14 protein-coding genes are annotated in these 18,417 nt (G+C 49.5%); 5 read left to right on the top strand and 9 right to left on the bottom strand.

From position 1 onward, the window contains the following. Nucleotides 1-81: 81 nt before the first annotated feature. Nucleotides 82-1,734, bottom strand: coding sequence for a CHASE2 domain-containing protein (locus H6F88_RS08055; RefSeq protein ID WP_190642218.1), 1,653 nt, complete (start codon nt 1,732-1,734; stop codon nt 82-84). A 437-nt stretch (nt 1,735-2,171) separates the two neighbouring features. Here H6F88_RS08055 and H6F88_RS08050 point away from each other — a divergent pair, with 437 nt between their 5' ends. Continuing rightward, nucleotides 2,172-2,627: a hypothetical protein gene (locus tag H6F88_RS08050; RefSeq protein WP_199313801.1), complete on the top strand. Its 456-nt coding sequence runs from the start codon at nt 2,172-2,174 to the stop codon at nt 2,625-2,627. 22 nt (nt 2,628-2,649) lie between these two features. Here H6F88_RS08050 and H6F88_RS08045 read toward each other — a convergent pair whose 3' ends face one another. Further along, nucleotides 2,650-3,429 carry an SDR family oxidoreductase gene (locus H6F88_RS08045; RefSeq protein WP_190642217.1) on the bottom strand — a complete coding sequence of 260 codons (780 nt, stop codon included), beginning with the start codon at nt 3,427-3,429 and terminating at the stop codon, nt 2,650-2,652. Nucleotides 3,430-3,433: 4 nt separating this feature from the next. Then, entirely contained in the window at nt 3,434-4,285 is an 852-nt protein-coding gene (locus H6F88_RS08040; protein ID WP_199333500.1) for a nuclear transport factor 2 family protein, read from the bottom strand. Between the two features lie 195 nt (nt 4,286-4,480). Between H6F88_RS08040 and murG the strand changes: the two genes are divergently transcribed. Then, nucleotides 4,481-5,551 carry an undecaprenyldiphospho-muramoylpentapeptide beta-N-acetylglucosaminyltransferase gene (gene murG, locus H6F88_RS08035; protein ID WP_347277676.1) on the top strand — a complete coding sequence of 357 codons (1,071 nt, stop codon included), beginning with the start codon at nt 4,481-4,483 and terminating at the stop codon, nt 5,549-5,551. A 561-nt stretch (nt 5,552-6,112) separates the two neighbouring features. After that, a complete protein-coding gene (locus H6F88_RS08030; protein ID WP_190642216.1) occupies nt 6,113-6,280 on the top strand; it encodes a hypothetical protein in 168 nt (55 codons plus the stop codon). 142 nt (nt 6,281-6,422) lie between these two features. Here H6F88_RS08030 and H6F88_RS33895 read toward each other — a convergent pair whose 3' ends face one another. From H6F88_RS33895 to H6F88_RS08000, 6 genes are all read right to left on the bottom strand, one after another. Continuing rightward, entirely contained in the window at nt 6,423-7,034 is a 612-nt protein-coding gene (locus tag H6F88_RS33895; protein ID WP_190642215.1) for a prepilin-type N-terminal cleavage/methylation domain-containing protein, read from the bottom strand. 55 nt (nt 7,035-7,089) lie between these two features. Continuing rightward, complete coding sequence (locus tag H6F88_RS08020) at nt 7,090-8,103, bottom strand: type II secretion system protein (protein WP_190642214.1); 1,014 nt, start codon at nt 8,101-8,103, stop codon at nt 7,090-7,092. Between the two features lie 66 nt (nt 8,104-8,169). After that, entirely contained in the window at nt 8,170-8,946 is a 777-nt protein-coding gene (locus H6F88_RS08015) for a type II secretion system protein (RefSeq protein WP_190642213.1), read from the bottom strand. A 47-nt stretch (nt 8,947-8,993) separates the two neighbouring features. Continuing rightward, nucleotides 8,994-13,565, bottom strand: coding sequence for a hormogonium polysaccharide biosynthesis protein HpsA (hpsA, locus tag H6F88_RS08010; RefSeq protein ID WP_190642212.1), 4,572 nt, complete (start codon nt 13,563-13,565; stop codon nt 8,994-8,996). Between the two features lie 758 nt (nt 13,566-14,323). Beyond that, nucleotides 14,324-14,560, bottom strand: coding sequence for a 50S ribosomal protein L28 (gene rpmB, locus H6F88_RS08005; RefSeq protein ID WP_190642211.1), 237 nt, complete (start codon nt 14,558-14,560; stop codon nt 14,324-14,326). Nucleotides 14,561-14,639: 79 nt separating this feature from the next. Further along, entirely contained in the window at nt 14,640-15,836 is a 1,197-nt protein-coding gene (locus tag H6F88_RS08000) for an aminotransferase class V-fold PLP-dependent enzyme (protein ID WP_190642210.1), read from the bottom strand. A gap of 234 nt (nt 15,837-16,070) precedes the next feature. Between H6F88_RS08000 and H6F88_RS07995 the strand changes: the two genes are divergently transcribed. Then, complete coding sequence (locus H6F88_RS07995; RefSeq protein WP_242050446.1) at nt 16,071-17,777, top strand: TM0106 family RecB-like putative nuclease; 1,707 nt, start codon at nt 16,071-16,073, stop codon at nt 17,775-17,777. 26 nt (nt 17,778-17,803) lie between these two features. After that, nucleotides 17,804-18,415 (top strand): rhomboid family intramembrane serine protease, encoded by a 612-nt coding sequence (locus tag H6F88_RS07990; RefSeq protein WP_190642209.1) that lies wholly within the window; start codon nt 17,804-17,806, stop codon nt 18,413-18,415. Nucleotides 18,416-18,417: the final 2 nt, after the last annotated feature.

The raw sequence follows: 18,417 nt of genomic DNA, 5'->3' as shown, positions 1-18,417 counted from the left end.
TGCTTCCCCAACCTACATCTACCAGAGCTGACTGAGCTGCTGCAGGTGGAGTATAGAGTTCTGCACTGGTGAAGCTTTTGGCTACGAACCTTCCTTGTCGTCGCTTTGCCCTTGTCTTTGGTCGCGTAGTCGTTTAGCGTCCAGTCTCAACTTTTGGAAATAGTCCAATTCGTCCTCATCTCCTGACTTAACAACTGGCTCGGCTGGTGAAGGGACAGCTCTGTGAGCTGTTGTAGGAATGGAGTCTTCCGTTGCGGGAGCAGTGGAGCTGTGGGTTCCGGCTGAAGATCGTAGGGCCTTTGCTTTTTGCTGTAAATCCTGAAAGTAATCAGATTCGGTAATTTCAGCGACTTGTTTTTCTAGCTTTGCCTGGTCAATCTCAATATCGAGTTTGAGGAAGCTCTTAACCTGGCGGTAGACTGTTTGCCCATAGGTGCTGTGATTAAAGCGATCAACCAAAATGACTGTGGCTGAGGTGACAACCAGGGCGATCGCCCCCGGCACCAGCGGAATCCAACCACCCTGCAAAAACAGCAAAAAGCAAATGCCGTAGATGATCCCGCCTGCGATCGCGATCGCTCCTCCAAACTTCAGCGGATGGCGCACATACCAAGCCACAACCCCGCCAACTAATGCCCAGCCGAAAATCCAAATTCCTTCCTGGGCATTTGACCAAGACCAGAGCAGCGGGCGATCGTCCAGCACGGCACTGAGAATTTGGCTGACGGATTGGGCATGAACGACGACCCCTGGCATTTTTTGGCTATCGCTGGCTCCTGCACTGTAGGGCGTGTAAAACTCATCTTTGGCTTGAGGTGTGGTGTAGCCAATCAGAACGATGCGATCGCGAATCAGTTCTGAATTCACTCGATCGCTCAACACATCGGTGATGCTGACTTGTGGGGCTGCACGGTGAGCCGAGCGATAGTCGAGCAAAATTTGGTAGCCGCTAGCATCTGCTTTCTGGTATCCCCCGGTGGTGGGTTGAAGCCGAGAGAGTAAGGTGGAACCTAGCTTTAACTCATCGGCTTCAGTCAATTCAGGCTGAATGCCTTCCTCTGCCAGGTAAGTCAGTGCTAGCTGAAAGCCAAACGAAAGCAAGGTATTGGGCTGATTGTCTAGAGTTGTTGGCTGACTGCACAGGTGAGGGACTAAAGGAACACCATTCTCTGGCAGCGGCGGCACGATCACGAGTAGGCTGCGACGCAAGATGCCGCCGGGATCAATCACTAAATCTGAGAATCCAACAAATTCTGGTGCGACTCCCGGCGGAGGTGGGAAACCCGGATCGTTGGGAGCGCTGACTTTACAGACAGTAATCAGGCGATCGCTCTGTTGCATTTGATTCAAAAGAGCTTCTCGACCTGGCTGAATGGGTACATCTCGAATGATGTCTAGCCCAATTGCACGCGGTTGCTGTGCTTCTAGTTTCTCCAAAAGTTGAGCTAGTGTCTGATCTGAAACGGGCCATTCTTGGCGGGTCTGGATGTCTGCTTCTGTAATTCCCACAATGAGAAGGCGATCGTCTTCTCCCTGGTCGGGTCGTAAACGAATCAGATGATCATAAGCTGCTAAATTCATCCCTTGCAGTACGCCTAACCGACCCATCCCTAACAGCAATGCTGTCATGATCAGGCTGGGCAACAGCACAGAACGCCCCATCTCGACTGCCTTGGGGTTAAGTTTTCCTAGCTCAGAAAGTTTTGAGCGAATGGTTTGGAGAAGGGGAGCCATAGCAAAAAGCTGAGGAAAGAAATGGCAAAGATGATTTGATTATGTGGCAGGAATGGAGATGAAAATGTATAAAAATACCAAAGGTCTGATACGGCAGTTGTAAGTGAGAAATATTCATATTAAACCTATAAAATAGGCGAATTTTGTAGACTTTTAGCTCATAATTGGGCTATGTTCTACTGATTGAGCTGTTATTACCAATTGAAAAGGTTATTTTTTCTGTGGAAGAAATGCAGGGAAAAAATAACCTCAAACAGAGCTTAGTGCTGATTGACTCGGTGGTCTGTCTTATAAAAGTAAATTCTGTAGCTAGTGAGGAGTTTGGGATGCAGTTTCTTAGCAACAAGAATTGGACAAATCGCTTGAGGGCGATCGCACTTAACAGTCTGGTTGGCGGTTTAGTCGGAGGGTTGATTGGTGCGCTTGGTATCATTCCAATGACCTCATCAACTGCTTCAGCTCAAGCTGCTTACGGTAGCTATGTCGGAGTTGGTCCTTCCTTTGGTCTAAGCTCAGGAGACGATTCAGATAGCAGCACCGCCGCTGTAATTGCCGTGCGCTATCGCCTTCTAGAACTGCCCATTTCACTCCGGGCACAGGCGTTAGTTTTTGGAGATACGCCCGCGCTCGTTCCCACTGTTTCCTATGATATTCCGCTAAACTGGCAGACGGATGCTTATATTGGCGCTGGCGTGGTACTACAAGATGGTGGTGAAGGAAACGCTTCCCCACTCGGTAACCAAACTAGCTTTGTGATTCAGCCTGGGGTGGACTACAGCTTGCCCTATAGCGACCTAGTCATTTTTGGTAATGCGATTATTGCCTTTGATGCCTATCGTGATGGTGGCGGCACGGCTGCTTCGCTTCAAGGTGGTGTTGGTTTGAGATTCTGAAGCTAAAGACTTGCTTTTACATCTAGCGGTTTTGCTGACGGTAAAATAGGGTGGCACTGGCTTGCTCCGTTGGCACAAGCAAGACCTCGCTAATATTGACATGCGCCGGTCGAGTTGCACAAAAGAGAATGGTGTCTGCCACATCTTCAGGGGTAAGTGGAGTTAACCCTTGATAAACTTTGCTGGCTCGTTCTGTGTCACCGTGAAAGCGCACCTCACTAAACTCGGTTTCGACCATTCCCGGATCGACTGCACTAACGCGAATGGGTGTGCCTAGCAAGTCCATCTTCAAACCTTCAGACAGGGCTTTAACGGCAGCTTTTGTGGCGCAATACACGTTGCCGTTGGGGTAGGTTTGGTGCCCCGCGATAGAGCCTATGTTGATCACATGTCCTTGTCCTCGCTCAACCATTCCTGGCACCACTGACCGAGTGATATAGAGCAAACCTTTGACATTGGTGTCAATCATTTCCTCCCAGTCCTCGATGCTGCCTTCGTGCAGTTTATCTAAGCCTCTGCTCAAGCCTGCGTTGTTGATCAGTATGTCAACTGTGTGCCAGGAATTAGGGAGGGCGTTGAGGGCAGATTCAACCTGGGTGCGATCGCTCACATCAAGCTGCACCAAATGAACCTGAGCTGAATGTTTTTCAGTCAGATCAGCAGCCAGACTTTTCAGTCGGTCGAGCCGCCGTGCTGCCAAAATCAGCTTTGCCCCTGCTGCTGCAAAAGCTCTGGCACAGGCGGCTCCAATCCCACTGCTAGCACCCGTAATTAAGACAATTTGGTTTTGAATCGAAGCCATGTGCCTATTGCCCTACCACTCGCAGGCGCTGTGTTACTTCGGTAATGCCGTCTTCTCGAATAATGATGGCTGAAACCCAACGGCTTTCGGGTGTAGCAGGAGCCTGACCCACCTTAAAGAGTCCTCCGGCAGGTAGGAGTGTTAGGTCGAGGGTTATTGGGTTAAGGTAACCTTCAGGTCTAACTGGCTCTTCCAGTGCGGTTCCTAGAAGAACGCGATCGCCCAATGGCTCTGTCACAATTGCGTCAAATGGATATTCCTGCTCGGTCGTCACCTGTTCGGGCAAGCTAACGGTCACTGTGGGTGGATTTTCTCCAGAAGTCACCTGACTGCGCTCCGTGAGAATTTCCTGGCTAACCATCTGCCGTCCGACGAAGCGTTGGCGTGACGCAATGGTTGAATCGAGCTTGAATGTTCTGCCTTCGGCTTCTTGAGTACCAGTGATGGTGGTAACCGTTTCTGCCACGATTGCGTCGCCGTCCGGCTCCCAGGAGGTTAAGGCAGTTTGGTAAGTGAGGTCGGGATACCGTTCCCAAAAAGCTGTGAGAGCCTGCTGCATCGTCTCATAAGTTAGCCCGTCTGCATGGGTAAACTCTGAACTATAAAATTCCATTACAGCTTCCACGTCGCCCTGACTGGCAGCAGCATCAATCTGAGTCAGAGTTTCACGCAGTTCTGGTGGCGCAGTCGCTGGACTTTCAGCTCGGGCACTGATATCTCCTCCCCAGGCGATCGCCAATCCCACAATTGACGGCACTAGCCAAGCTCGCCCTGTAGCTTGAATCCAGTTCAACAATCGCGACTGGATCGGTTGAGGCTTAGCAAATGTAGAGCGTTTGGTGGAAGCGTGAGGCATAAATGATAAGTTTGGATAGTTAATTCGAGAAGGCAGCGTTTTGCAAATCGCTACTTCAGAAGTTTTAACCTGAATTTGAGTGAAATGGGTTAGATGCGCGAAAATTAGAAGTTAAAGATGACGGTGAGTAGAAGCTTTAAGTTCTGAATTGCGAGTTCTAAGTTGTCCTGAGATGCTGGGGGAGAAAGTAGATTTGTGACAAAGCCGATCCGACTCCTGATTGCGGCAAGCGGTACGGGGGGGCATTTATTTCCGGCGATCGCTACGGCTGAGCAGTTGCCCGACTACGAAATTGAATGGTTAGGCGTACCCGATCGCTTGGAAACGCAACTGGTTCCTAAGCAATATCCACTTCATGCGATCGCTGTCGAAGGCTTTCAGCAAAGATTTGGTCTGGGGACGCTGCGAATTTTTGGTAAATTAACAGGCTCGATTCTCCAGGTGCGCCAACTTCTTCAACAAGGACAGTTTCAGGGTGTACTAACCACGGGAGGCTATATTGCTGCGCCTGCGATTGTAGCGGCTCGAACGCTGGGTTTGCCGACCATTCTCCATGAATCTAATGCGTTACCCGGAAAGGTGACTCGCTGGCTGAGTCCCTGGTGCAGTCGAGTAGCGCTTGGATTTGAAGCGGCGATGCCCTATTTGCCCCGTGCTCAGACGGTGTGTGTGGGTACACCAGTTCGCTCTAAGTTTCGAGCTGCACTAGACCATGCCTCGCCCACTGGCTTGAATATTCCGGACGATGTGCCGCTGATTGTGGTAGTTGGCGGTAGTCAAGGTGCCGTTGCAGTAAATCGCTTAGTGCGTCAGTGTGCTCCCGAATGGTTTGCTGCCGGAGCCTGGATCGTGCATTTGACTGGGGAAAATGATCCCGAAGCCAACGGCTTAAGCCACGCTCAATATTTGCCACTGCCGTTTTATGACGACATGGCGGGTTTGCTGCAACGAGCAAATCTGGCAATTAGTCGAGCAGGAGCAGGCACTCTAACGGAACTGGCAATCACTAAAACTCCCTCCATTCTGATTCCCTATCCCTATGCAGCGGAAGATCATCAGTCTTACAATGCTGCTATCTTTGCGGCGGCAGGGGCGGCTCAAGTTTGTCGTCAGGCTGACCTATCGGTCGAAAAGCTGCAAAATAAGGTGCTAAATTTGTTGCGATCGCCCGATCAGCTTGAGCAGATGGCAGCCGCAGCGGGAGGACTGGCGATCGCAGACAGTGCCGAGCGTTTGGCTGACCTGGTTCGCAGTTTGATCAAATAATTTATGAAACGCTCTCTCAAAACCGCTGTCATGAGAGCCTTCAACCTGCTTGGCAACTACAATCGCCCCTTCAACGAGCGTTCTGCTAGGTTGATATGGCCTTCGTCAAAAAGAATGGACAGTTTCGCAAAAACCATTTCTCTGCTACATCCCAACCGCGTCAACAGCAAACCCAACGGCTACAAGTATTGAATCCGAAAAAATAGGGCGATCGCCAGTTTGGTTTGGACAAAGAAGAGGAAGTAGATTTAGCTCACGCCCTCTTTCTTTGTCCTAATTAACATGAAGAACATTATACCTTTTATCAAGATTCCGCAGCAGTTTTGATTGCCTCTCAGGTCAATCCCCTACGATAAAAGTATCGAGATCAATGTAAGCAAATAAGTGCCACGTAGACTATTGGTTCAAACATAGCTTCGGATATATTTCAACGCAGCTGGGGCACGCAGTAAAAAGTTCGTACCTGTTGAAACAGGATTTCGCTTCGAGTGGTCACTGTGTAAGCATACATTGATGTCGCCTATCGATTACACGTCAATGACACACATTGAGGGCGATTCTATGAAAATTTTTGACTTTGCGGTTAATGCAATCCAGTACGTTTCTGAAGGGGTTTCCCGGATCTTTAGTCCGAGAGATGATCACTATCCTGAAACTGGAGTTCAACCTTTTGATGGCGAACCGTTCTCAGAGTGGGTTGACCTGAAGGTAACGACAAAGGAGAAGTAGTAATTCCCCTTTTGCAAATTCCATTTCGTCAAAGAGCAGGGTGCGTTCATCATCAGGTGTATACGCACCCTAATGCTGCAAAAAGTCTACGAAAGCGTAGGATGGGAAAAGCAAAAGCAAAGAGTACCTATTTTTTCTCCTCTTATGCAGGAGGTCTATCACATCCGCGATCGGATGCTGATCGGGTTGCACCTAAAAGTGTTTGAACAATAACGCAGCGTCTTGAAGGGTTATTGCCCGCAGGAGCAGAAACTACGACTCTAATCGGGACGGCTGGTAGGGTTGGATTAACACCAGTAAGGTTTCCGTTTGGATCAAAGGTTGGAGTACCCGCCACACTGCCGTCCTCAGCAAAAGCAATTCCAGTTAATCTATTGCCGGTCTGATCAAATACGTCCAAGGTAGCCATACCTGGTTTTAATGACCCATTACCCAAGGTTTGCACATCATTTCTAATTCTTAAAGTAGGGAGTGCTGCTTGAGGGTTAGCTGGGATGTTGAACTGTACTCCTACAGGCTGCCGCAGCCGTTTTGCACTGGTTTGAGCTGTCCGTAACGCCTGAAGCACCTGATCTCTGCCTGCATTTGCCCGCTGCCGATTCATAAAAGTGACCCAGCTTGGCGCAGCAATTGCTGCCAACAAGCCGATAATCACAACCACAATTAAGGTTTCAATTAGGGTAAAACCTGCAATGTTGCCTGCACGGGTCTTATTTTGCGAAGCCAACCGCTCAGAAGGCTTTGTCTTGATCATTGCTTCACTCCAGGCTCAAAGATTAAAACAGCTATAGTCTTGAAGCTTTTTATCATTAGGGGTTTCTACCCAATACACCCCGAACTAACACCCTGGTTTCTAGGGTGGGCACGAATGTGTTAGCTCCACGAATACCGGGTCGTCCCTGAGCATTACCTCGGACGTAAAGAATGACCTCCCGATTTCTACCCGATGTTGCGCCATTGTCTATACAGGCGTAAAAGCTCCGGATTTGTGGAGCGCCAAGCTGGGTAAATGCAGTGTCAGCAGGGGATATGTTGTAGTCGCCTGTTGGACAGACTGTCCTGGTGGCAGCGTTACCATTGATGCCTACTCTATTGTCCAGGAAGTCCACCAGGATGTTTGAAGTGTCAGTTGGACGGGTCGCTTGAAGATTTTCAACCCGATTCGTGGTTGGACTGTTTCCAAAAGGCCAGGTGTCAAACTTGACGCTGACTTCATCTGGCCTGACATACCCCTGTACGCGAGTGCCATCAGCTTGAAATTCTGTTAAAGCATAGCGCTTGATTCGAGCATTGCGACTCCAGATATTGTTTGGATTGTCTCGGTTAATGTAATAAACAATCAGGGCGTAAGAAGAAGCAGATGTGCAAGGGTCACCGTTATTAATTGCAGTGGTCGCATTGGCAGCGCATCGGGCTTTAACGGGTTCTGGGATAGGCTGCTGTTTCCAGAAAGCAAGCACTGGAATGTTGTTGTTATTCTCCAAAGCTTGAGGCAAATAGTTAATCAGGCGAGGGCAATCAGTCGGAGGGGTAGTTGCACTGCGGCCAGCAAAGCACTCGCCATTGTAGACGTAGACTGCCTCGCGCAGTTCTGATGCCATGTAGTCCATCGCAAGCTGCATTTCCCGCTGAGTTTCGGTACGGGAAGACTCACGCTGATCGACACCCAGTAGCTCGACCACCAGGTACATCAAACCGGAGATAATGCCGCCAGCAATTAGGATGACAACTAACAGTTCAATCAGGGTGAAACCACTGGCTTTGCGCTTTTGCCTGGACTGGAGCAAGCGACCAAATTTTCGTTTCAGGAATGGTGCAGCCATTGGTTTAACTCAATGAGAATTTCAAATGCGGCAGAACTTAGCAAAGAAGCAAACGGACGTTACAGTCTAACAGCGAGGGTTTTGACGGTAGTCGCAGAGTGCGCCGCTGCGATCGGTCCAGATTAAATCTGAGTTAAAGACGGCTAGGGGACCAGTCCTGCCTCTATCAGGAGCAGGACCGTCACGAACAATATCTCCTTGACCTGCGGCAAAGCGCAAATTTGCTGGCCGGTTTGACAATCTAGTGATGTTGCTTTCAGCTTTGGCAGAATAGACTCTAACCCCAACCGAGAAGTCAACGGGTCGGTTGCGCTGATCAGCAATTGCAGGATTATTGTTGGTTCGGTAAAGCTGCACCAGGAAATCGGCTTTACAGTCTCCAGTGGTATCAACTCTCAGCATTCGGTTGACTGGAATTTGCTGACCGGTGTAAGCATTCGGACAATTTGTGATGGACTTCATTATGTTTGAAACTCCAGTCGGGGCAGGAACTCCGTTAAGGGAAGCAACTACTGGAGGTAGGTTGGCTGGAATGTGTTCGCCTCGCGCAACCAGAACCCGAAGGCGATCGACTTCTGCCTGAGCAATTTGGAACGCCTGCTCTGCTCGTTGATTTTGTAGTCGTGATGCAGCGGTAAATACCAGGGGTGGCCCAATCATTGCCCCTAAGATGGCAATCACTGAAATTGCAACTAGACACTCCAGCAGGGTTACACCCTGTTCAGATTTAACCTGCTGGAGAGAACGACCTTGAAGCTGCGAAGCATCTCTATTAGCCGCCAGCGATAGGGCCCTACCCAAACTTTTTAAGGGCTTATTTAGGAGAGGGATAGACTGTGGCACGAGATGCCTCCTCATAGAACGTTAATAGAATCTAGGTAGAACAGGAATCAGGCAGGGCACCGGGCAGCGTTAATTGCTCTGCACAGGTTAGAGATGTAAGGGTCGTTTGCAGGTGGCTCATCGTAGAACTCACTGCGGATTGAGGCAAAGGTGACAAAGCGTTGAGCTATTGGACCTGCTGGCGCATATTGCAGCCCCACATCATAACCCCAGACCCGAATAGGAGGATAGTAGTAATCGGCTAATTCACCATCTGGGTTACTGTCAGGGCGGGTTGCAGAGCCGACTTCAAAAGCATCCTGGTCATAAGGTCCAGTAGCATAGTTGCTGAAGTTGAGTTGAAGGAAGGAGCCAGCAATATACAGTTTCTTATCCCTCCAGTTCTCCAATAGGCGGGGGAAATTATGCATCCCACCATAAGATTGACCCACGCGAGACGGGGGAATGCCACTGATGATGATGGAGTTAACCCTTGTATTAGCTCGAGCAACATTTAATGGTTCGTCGGTAGCGTCAGTAGGGTAGGGATAGTAACTCTGACCATCGGCGGGAGCATAGCCATATTCATTTTCAACGATACTTGGAAGGCTTGCACTAGCCCTACTGGGATTTCCACTTCTACTAATCAGAATTGGAGAACCCTGATCATAAGGGTTAACTCTTAGCCAACGAGTTTGCACTCGATTGACTGTGGCAGCTGGGGGATTTTTATTCGGACGGTTCTGGTTCAGATAAGAGGTAATAACATTCTGCTGAGGTGCTGTCCCAGCATCGATTAGACAACCATAAACTGAACCGTTTTCCCCAGTTCTTTGCTCATCTAAGAGGGTACTAAGGTTTGCTCCACTTGGATTTGGTAGCTCTGCTGTGATTATGCCATCCTCAATGCTGCCGTCGCAGAAGTTGTCGGAGAGAATCGTTACTCCGTCTGCCAAAATCTCGCTGGGCCGCCACTGGTCAGTAGTGAGCGCCGCAAAGTTTGTATTGATGTTTCTGCGGTTGTAGAACTGGGCTGGAGTAAAATCGTCTGGCAATGGATCCTGGAATTCTTCTAAGGGAGTACCTGCTGCATTCTGATGCAGATTAAAGTTGCCTTGAATGTAGACCGGATCATCGCTGATAAATGACAAGCCTCGACCATTATCGCCTGGGCGACTGAGAGCAGTTCCACGCCAAAGCGCTGCACCTCGACGCAAACGGAATCCATGGGGTCTACGATCCGGATCAGGGGAGTAGTCTACGGGTTTGGGGCTGATGTTGTAAGTACTAAGAGGTGGATCTTTTGCATCCCTGGCTTCAGCAGTTCCAGTACCCTGCATAGTGCTGCCACCTGATGAAGGTCTAACAATTGAGTTTTCTGAAACTGCATCTTCCCGAAATGCATAGACGACACCGGATGCTGGCAACCAATAATCTCCTCTGTAAGGAATGCGGCGTAGTAGATCCAGATTGACGTCTAACACTCGAACGCTCATCATTTCTCTGGCGTTGAACATACCGGAGTCTTTGAACGCAACCCTAACTAAGCTGCCAACACTTGCATTCCTGTAGCAAGTTTCAGTAACACACACTTTAATCAAAGTATCTCGGTTATTGCTTGCAGTGGTAAGGTTTGGGGTTACAGTCTCAGTCGGTGTTACCCAGCTAGCGATTTGCCTAGGACGTAACTGAATTGCCGTTAGATCTACGACTTCGTAGATTGGACTTGCAGGGTTCACTGAAGTAATGTAGCTGTAGGCAAATCTACGGTCTTCAGCATCTCGGGTTGGTTGGTTTTGATTTATATCCCCATGATTGTCCGCAGCATTGATGACATTATCTCCGCTGGTATCGCCAGGAAAAAGTGAGAAGAGGATAGGAAATTTGGGCTGAGACGAACATAGAAAAGATAGATTCTCTATTTGCCCTCCGTTAACATTCGTGAACCTTGTTGCACAATTTGGGCTTGGAGCAACTCTAAATCCATGCCTGCGATCGCGCTCGACCTGCTCCTTCTGAACGACTAACTCTGCTAAAGGAATTATTTTGTCAAAGATGGAACGCTCGGCATCATTCGGACCTCTGGCATCACGCCATTTTCTCAGACCGTCAATGTAAGCTTCTGGAGAAGGTTGAGTGACCACAATACCACCGGTGCCATTTCCACGCGAGAGTTGTCCGAGCTTAGTTGCCAGTGCGTTTAAGTTGGGATTGGGGGTGGCGTAGTCGTACCCAGATAGGTAATTCATGTTGTATGCCAACATACCCAATGCACAAGCAGCCGTGTGCATTGTTGTTTTATCGGCAGGGCTGAGCTGGTCATAAGGCGTTCTGCTATCTAGAATTCGCCTCAGAACCGAAAAGTCGCCCCACATTGCCATACTGGGATATGGGTGTACGTCAGTGTCCTGGACAGGGGGAAACGAAGGAGCGCCTCCCTTGGGGTCTCCGGCGAAATACGCTAAATTCTTCAGGGCTTTTGTCATTTCAGCCGAGGGAAATCCAGCCGCAGCAGGAGGTTCATATTCCCAACCGTTTGTGCCTCGTCCTGAGAAGAAATCGGTGACTGTGAGCAGAGAAGCGTCAAGTCTCCTATCCTCTTTAGCTGCAAGGGCAAGATCTTCGAAGGTTGTGCTGCGGTCTAGCGTCACTGAGGTACCAGGGTGGGCCGTCGTTGCCAAGCAAGCCAGTGGGAAATCAGGGCCTCCCGCAGTGGAAGGGTTTGCGTAATGGTAAACAGCAGTTGCCTGAACTGCGGCAAGGTTATCAATTAGCGTCCGTCTTTGCCTCGCCTCGTTACAGCGAGTGTTGCCATCAACGTTGGGAGAACAAGTCTTCCAAGGGCGGAGCGGTTCGCGAACCGGCAATTGGTCACGGTTTACGGATGTCTCACTAGTGGGGTCATATCCACCGAGAATTCCAGGATATGGGTTTCCTAACTCCAACCTTTGACCCACAATTAGGCGCAAACCTTCTGCACGGGCGCGTCTTTCCCAGTAGCCATCCAGACCTACAGAAGTAGCATCTGTGGAAACTGCCGGAACGTCGGTAGTCAACCTGGTATCTGGAAGCTGGCTTGGGTTGCCCGCCATAAGGTTCCCCGTGATTGGAGCACCAATACTTATTCCATCAGGCAGCTTCTTGTTGTCATAGCGAGGCTTAGGTCCGTAGCGGTTGTCTGCCCGGAAGGAGTCATCCAGGTAGGGTGCTTGTTCAGTCTTATTCAAGATGCGCCCTTTCTGGAAAAACTGAGTGTTTTCCCAGCGTGTGTCCTGAGGTGCTACCGAGTTACCGTTACGGGCTTCAGAAACCCCTCTGGTCAAAAGAGCAACCGGGTCAAGAGCACGATCTGCTGGGCCGCCTGCACCGCTGTTGTTGCCAATAGAGTCAGTACCGACAAGCAGCTTAGTATCGTTGTTATTAGGGTCAAAGGTTGGTTGCGCCCCGGCTCCATTAAACAGATGGAAACGGCTTCCGTCCTCAAATTCATTTGTTCCTGTTCTACCGCTGATAATCTGTCCTATGAAAGGGGTAATACCTTGAGCCGGAACAGCTTCGATCTCGGCAACGGACACCTCTGAAGCGTCCTTTGTAGTGTTGAGGCAAGAATACTGAGAGCTAATCAAATAGCTGTTATACAAGGCACCTTGAGGCTTGCCCACAATCAAGCTACCTTCCGTGTGCATAGCTCCGTTCCAGTTGAAAACTGCACCTGGAAAGATTTCCAGGTCATTACGGAACCAAGCTCCCCACTTGTTGCCCCGTTTAACTTCGCGATCCTGGTAAAACTCCAGAGTCGTTACTGTGCCGGTCGGTCTATCAGGCAGAACAAACGCGTCAATTTGGAAGTTCTTACGCAGCGTTGAGGTGTTGATTCCATCGGGAATCCATCCGGCTTCAGGTAGGGTGTTAGCAGCTTGACGGCGGCAAGCATTGTTCAACTGGTCAACGCTGCTGAGCGGGCCTCGACGTACCTGCAATTTCCTTGCTCTTTCTCTAACAGCCGCATCCGTAGAGTCGGTCAGCAAGGGTTGTTCGTTATCACCTGGATTCGGCCCAGTCCCGGGAATTTGAAACAGGATGGAGTATGCAACGGTGGCATCATCAACTCCATCTTCGTCGGTGTCCACTCGATAGCTCCAGGCATTATCAACACCGCCCGCTCCGTTAATATCAACACGGGTTTCGTCCGGCAATGTGTAGACATCTTGCCCTGGCAAAGCCTGAACACCATTGCTGCCATTGTTGAGTAGCATAGCTGCCAGACGACCTTCACCAGGAATACCACCCGGGAAGCGAGGGTCTTTTTGGGGGTCAAAGAGAAACTCTAGCTTAGCTCTAGCTCTATCGATGGCAGGTGTGGCAGCGTTGTAAATGACGCGCTGTTGGCGATCGCCAATTGTCTGCGCTGTACGGGTATAGGTGCGATAGGTGATGGAGCCGATGGTCAGTGTAGCGACTAGCAGCAGCAGCACGGTTGTGGGCAACACAAAGCCTGCTCTAGACATGCGGGGTCGTCTACCAACCAGTAGCAAGTTCCGCAGGAAGCCGGTCACGATCTTTTTAGTGATGCGCTGAGTCAGCCTGCTGGTGTGAGAGAGGAGATGCTGGATCGCCCTAATTAATGCGCGGATTGACATAACTGCCTTCCTGATCAATGGGATGCCTGAAAATTGTGGGTACTAGAGTTTCGGAATTAAAAACTGAATATTGATATCAAAAAAGCCGTCACTTAAAAATTTTAAGAAAATGAGGTTGAGACAATACAGCTAAAGTGCTGGGGCTCAGGAGAATTTACTCAAAATTCATAAATGGCTCATAGAGATGCCTACTGTCATAACAAGTCAGACAACTTTGTATCAACGGTGAAACTACGAACTTCTGTCAGATTTAAGCTTCAGTAGAAGTGACACAAGTTAAGCTCAATAAGGTTTAAAACCTGCTCTAAAGTTTGGACGCATTGCGGTAACTTACCGTTTCTGACGGAAATTACTGTCTCAGTCTAAGTAGATGCACTTGGTAAAAACGAACCCACTGCCCTGATATCCAAAATGACCTAGCCTGATTGATCCCAACTTTACACTGGGCAAAGCATATCTTTGTAAAGATTCTATAACACCTGCATGAAGCCTATAGTACCCACTTGTTCTAACAAAACGATCAGGGAAGGGCAAAATTTTAACGTCAAAATGGCAATGGGGTTGGATTTCAACAAAAAAGGGACAGCATTGAGCCATCCCCTTCTTTATCAAAACTTTTTGATCTTTTGATGAACTTGAATCCATTCTGGATCTCTGGGCTATCGAAAAGCGAGGAGTGTACTCTCATGACGATGCACTCTTCGCCTCCCTAAACCCTTTACGCTTTCACAAAAGTAAAATCTTTCTCTGAAATCGCCTTAGTACTTGTTTAAGTCAAGCCCAATTTCTTTTGCCATTGCGGATAGCCCTTTGTGTTCGAGGGTTTTAATGGCTCTGGTGGAGAGGCGCAACTTGATCCAGCGATTTCCCTCAGACCACCAAACTCGCTTTTCTTGTAAGTTGGCTTCCTGGATCTTTTTGGTGCGGCGATGAGAGTGAGAAACAGCATAGGCGTTGTTTGCCTGCTTACCAGTCAGTTCACATTTACGAGCCATAGCGGTTTAGGAGAAATAGGAAATTTAGCAACAGTCCTCTATTGTACACAAAGTGGTGAAGCTTGCATAAGTCCATACTCTAGCTGTTGATCAAAGCAGCGATCGCCTCAATCAAGCGCTCGATTTCTGATTCTAGGGTGAAATAGTGGACGCAGACGCGAGCGCAGTCGGGGTGGAGAATGGTTCGGAGCATTAGGCTTTGCTGCTCTAGCGCATCGACAAATTGCTTGTGAGTCATCCCGTTGACCTGAAACGAAACCAGTCCGGATGCGGGAGGAGTTGCTTTGAGTCGAGTAATTTGGGGAAATTCGCCCAAACGCTGCCAGAGGTAACGGCTTAAGGTGCAGATGCGCTGATATCGTTCTGTGGCAGTGCCCCACTGGTGGTGAATGGCGATCGCCTCCCTTAGTCCGGCATAAAGGGCAAAATCGGAAGTTGCTACCTCAAACTTTCGCGCATCCGAGAGCAAGCCTGTGGGATGTCCTGTCGCGTTTTTGGTAATGCCACGCCAGCCGATAAACGTAGGATTCAGGCACTCTAGTACATCCGGTCGAACGTATAGCCCACCGACTCCGGCTGGACCGCACCACCATTTGTGTCCGGTGAAGGCGTAGAAATCTGCACCTAATTCGGTTAAGTTAAGCGGCAAAACGCCGACAGACTGAGCAGCATCAACTAACACGCGCACTGGCTCAGCTTTGGTGACGTGATTTCGACAAGCGGCAATGATTTCCGCTAGCGGCAAAACTTGTCCGGTATTCCAGAGGATGTGGCTAACTATGACTAGGCGCGTAGTCGGACGTAAGTGTTCTGAAATTATCGCTACCGGATCGCCGGCATTAAGCGTTGCCATGAGAGGACAGGTGGATAGCTCTACGCCAAAGCGACGACCGATCTCCTGAGCAGCAGCAATAATGCCGGGATGTTCACAGTCTGAAAGCAAGATGTGGTCGCCCGCTCGCCAATCGATTCCCCACAGCGGAATGTTGCAGCCTACTGACACATCTTCGGTGAGGGCGATCGCTTCTACAGGTGCATTTAACTCGGCCGCGATCGCTCTTCGCGTCTGGTTTGCCTCCTGTGTCACCCAGGCATTCACCCCACCCGAAAAAGGGCCAGCGGTTTGAATGTAGTTCTGAGAGTGATGAATTGCGGCGATCGCGCTTTGCGGCATGGGTCCTTGCCCGCCATAGTTGAAATACAGCTTATTGCTCAAACTGGGAAACTGCTGACGGTATTGTTGTAAATCCGTCACGGTTAGCGATGCACTGCTCATAAAATCAAAAAGTCAAATCAGTGGTAGGAAAATCAGTTGCGTGATGAGTGGATTGTGAGTGCACTCCTCCTGAGTGCGCTCATGCCCCTTTGGAATTGCCATAGCTGTAGCGATTTTAGCGATCGCTAGACCAAACCAGACTAATCACGTTAAAGTCATAACAGAATCAGGTGCGTGAAACCGCTTGCGAATGCAAGACAGGTGTGCATTCGATACAGGACTTAGATTGTGTCAATGTCTGGTTCAACTGGAGGAAACCTATCCGTTGACTCCCACAGCTTCAACGCAATGGAGGCTGAGGATAATTCCTGTGCTGCTTCTGTAGCGATACCCTTTCAGCGATCGCTGCCTCAAGCTGCCCCGATCTTCTCGCCAGAAGCGACCTTAGAAGGGGTTTGGCTGACCGACGAAATTCTCTTCAACTATCAACGATGTCGGCGACGAGCTTTTCTTGATTTATATGGCAACCCAGAGCAGCGAGATGCACCCAGCGACTATTTACTAAAGCTGCGTCAAGACAGCCAAGAACACCAGATTGCAGTCATTCAAAACCAAACTGTCTATCAGCCCCGTTATCCACGCCGCGATTGGGAAGCAGGTGCCGAGGCAACGTTAGCCCTAATGCAACAAGGCGTAGAACGCATTACCAATGGCGTGTTGCACTTTACTCGTGCGGATGGAGTTAAGCTGGTCAGCCGTCCTAACTTGTTGGTCAAACATCCTGGAGAATCCATTTTTGGAGATTGGCTCTACGTTCCCACTGAGATTAAGTTAGGCAAACGCCCCAAGCTAGATTACCAGATTACGGTAGCCTTTCACGCTCACTTACTTGCAGCGATTCAGGGCGTTCTACCCGACACAAGTTGGCTTGTCCTACGGCAGCGTGGAGCTTATGCAGTCAACTTGCCAGAGCTGATTCCCCGCATGGAAGCAATCTTGGAAGAGTGCATCCAGATGCTTCAAGAACAGCGGGAACCAGAAGTTTTTATTGCCCACAATCGCTGTGATCTTTGTCATTGGTTTAGTCACTGTTACGAGCTTGCTAAAGCTGATAAGCACCTATCGCTGTTGCCAGGAGTAACACCGAGTCGATATGTTCATTTGCAAGCTTTGGATCTGACAACGGTTGAAACGCTAGCAGCCGCTACTCCAAAACATCTGGAAACTTTGCCCGGATTTGGTCCACAGGTTGCTCAAAAATTGGTTCGACAAGCGCAGGCAACCCTTTCAAATCAGGCATTGGCGAGTCCGTTCAGTTCTGATTTGCCCGATGAACCGCTGCTTTCAATCGAGGAACTGCCGACTGCCCCCATAGAACTTTATTTTGATATTGAGGCAGCACCAGAACAAAATTTAGTTTACCTGCATGGGGTTTTGGTGGTCTATCGCACGAGGTCATCGGAAGTTGAAACAAACGAGGAAAGTGCTTCTACTAAGACTGAGTTCTATCCCCTGCTGGCTGATTGCCCCGAAGATGAAGCGTTTGTCTGGCAACAATTTCTTGACTTAGTTTGGCGCTATCCGACAGCGCCAATTTTTCATTTTTGCCCCTATGAAGTGCAGACTGTAAAGCGTCTAGCAGAATATTACGAAACCCCAGAAGCGCTGGTTTTACCGCTGCTCGATCGGTTTGTTGATTTGCATGAACGAGTGACTCGGGTTGCGACTTTGCCGGTTGAAAGCTATGCTCTAAAACCGATCGCCCGCTGGTTAGGGTTTAACTGGCGCGATCGCGACGCAAATGGAGCGCAGTCGATTTACTGGTATGCTCAATGGCTATCGACGGGCGATCGCGCCTTTCTGGATGCCATTCTCCGGTACAACGAAGATGACTGTCGCGCTACCCACCGCGTCAAAGACTGGCTAGTGGAGTTCACGCAAGCTAGCCGACTCCACGATAGCCACACTCAAAACGGTCACTCTTTAAGACTATTCACTTAACCTCGAACAACCCGACTGAAGGCGGAATGCTCAACAGTAATGATTTGGCAGGGCTAACACGCCAGCTAGAACTCCATGCCACCATTTTGATTGGCTTTGTTGGTGCACTGTGGATTCTAGAATTATTTGACTCAATTTTCCTGAGAGGCGCACTCAACCGCTATGGCATTCGCCCTCGTACCAGTGAGGGCATCTTTGGCATCGTATTTGCCCCCTTGCTGCACGGCAACTTACGTCACCTGACAACCAACACCGTTCCGCTGATTGTTCTGGGATGGCTAATTATGCTGCGGCAAACCAGTGACTTTTTTATCGTCACGGCTGTGGCTTGGCTAGTCAGTGGCTTAGGGGTTTGGTTATTTGGTTCACCTCGCACCAACCACATTGGTGCAAGTGGACTGGTGTTTGGTTACTTTGGCTTTTTGCTGCTGCGGGGTTATTTTGAGCAAAGTGCGATCGCTATTCTAACGGCAGTGATTGTGGGTTTGCTCTACGGCAGCTTAATTTGGGGCATTTTACCAATTCGGCGAGGCATGTCCTGGCAAGGACACCTATTTGGCTTTGCAGGTGGTGGGTTGGCAGCAAAGTATTTGCCTCAGTTGCAGCAGGTTTTTGAGGGGCTAGGGGTTGTTAGCTAGTT

Origin of the sequence: Oculatella sp. FACHB-28, from assembly GCF_014696015.1 — a bacterium.
Lineage (GTDB): Bacteria > Cyanobacteriota > Cyanobacteriia > Elainellales > Elainellaceae > JAAUTN01.
This window is presented reverse-complemented; position numbering and strand designations above follow the sequence as displayed.

Coding starts and splice junctions, on each gene's coding strand:
- H6F88_RS08055 (WP_190642218.1), bottom strand. CDS start 1,734: ATGGCTCCCCTTCTCCAAACCATTCGCTCAAAACTTTCTGAGCTAGGA.
- H6F88_RS08050 (WP_199313801.1), top strand. CDS start 2,172: ATGACCTCATCAACTGCTTCAGCTCAAGCTGCTTACGGTAGCTATGTC.
- H6F88_RS08045 (WP_190642217.1), bottom strand. CDS start 3,429: ATGGCTTCGATTCAAAACCAAATTGTCTTAATTACGGGTGCTAGCAGT.
- H6F88_RS08040 (WP_199333500.1), bottom strand. CDS start 4,285: ATGCCTCACGCTTCCACCAAACGCTCTACATTTGCTAAGCCTCAACCG.
- H6F88_RS08030 (WP_190642216.1), top strand. CDS start 6,113: ATGAAAATTTTTGACTTTGCGGTTAATGCAATCCAGTACGTTTCTGAA.
- H6F88_RS33895 (WP_190642215.1), bottom strand. CDS start 7,034: ATGATCAAGACAAAGCCTTCTGAGCGGTTGGCTTCGCAAAATAAGACC.
- H6F88_RS08020 (WP_190642214.1), bottom strand. CDS start 8,103: ATGGCTGCACCATTCCTGAAACGAAAATTTGGTCGCTTGCTCCAGTCC.
- hpsA (WP_190642212.1), bottom strand. CDS start 13,565: ATGTCAATCCGCGCATTAATTAGGGCGATCCAGCATCTCCTCTCTCAC.
- rpmB (WP_190642211.1), bottom strand. CDS start 14,560: ATGGCTCGTAAATGTGAACTGACTGGTAAGCAGGCAAACAACGCCTAT.
- H6F88_RS08000 (WP_190642210.1), bottom strand. CDS start 15,836: ATGAGCAGTGCATCGCTAACCGTGACGGATTTACAACAATACCGTCAG.
- H6F88_RS07995 (WP_242050446.1), top strand. CDS start 16,071: ATGTCTGGTTCAACTGGAGGAAACCTATCCGTTGACTCCCACAGCTTC.
- H6F88_RS07990 (WP_190642209.1), top strand. CDS start 17,804: ATGCTCAACAGTAATGATTTGGCAGGGCTAACACGCCAGCTAGAACTC.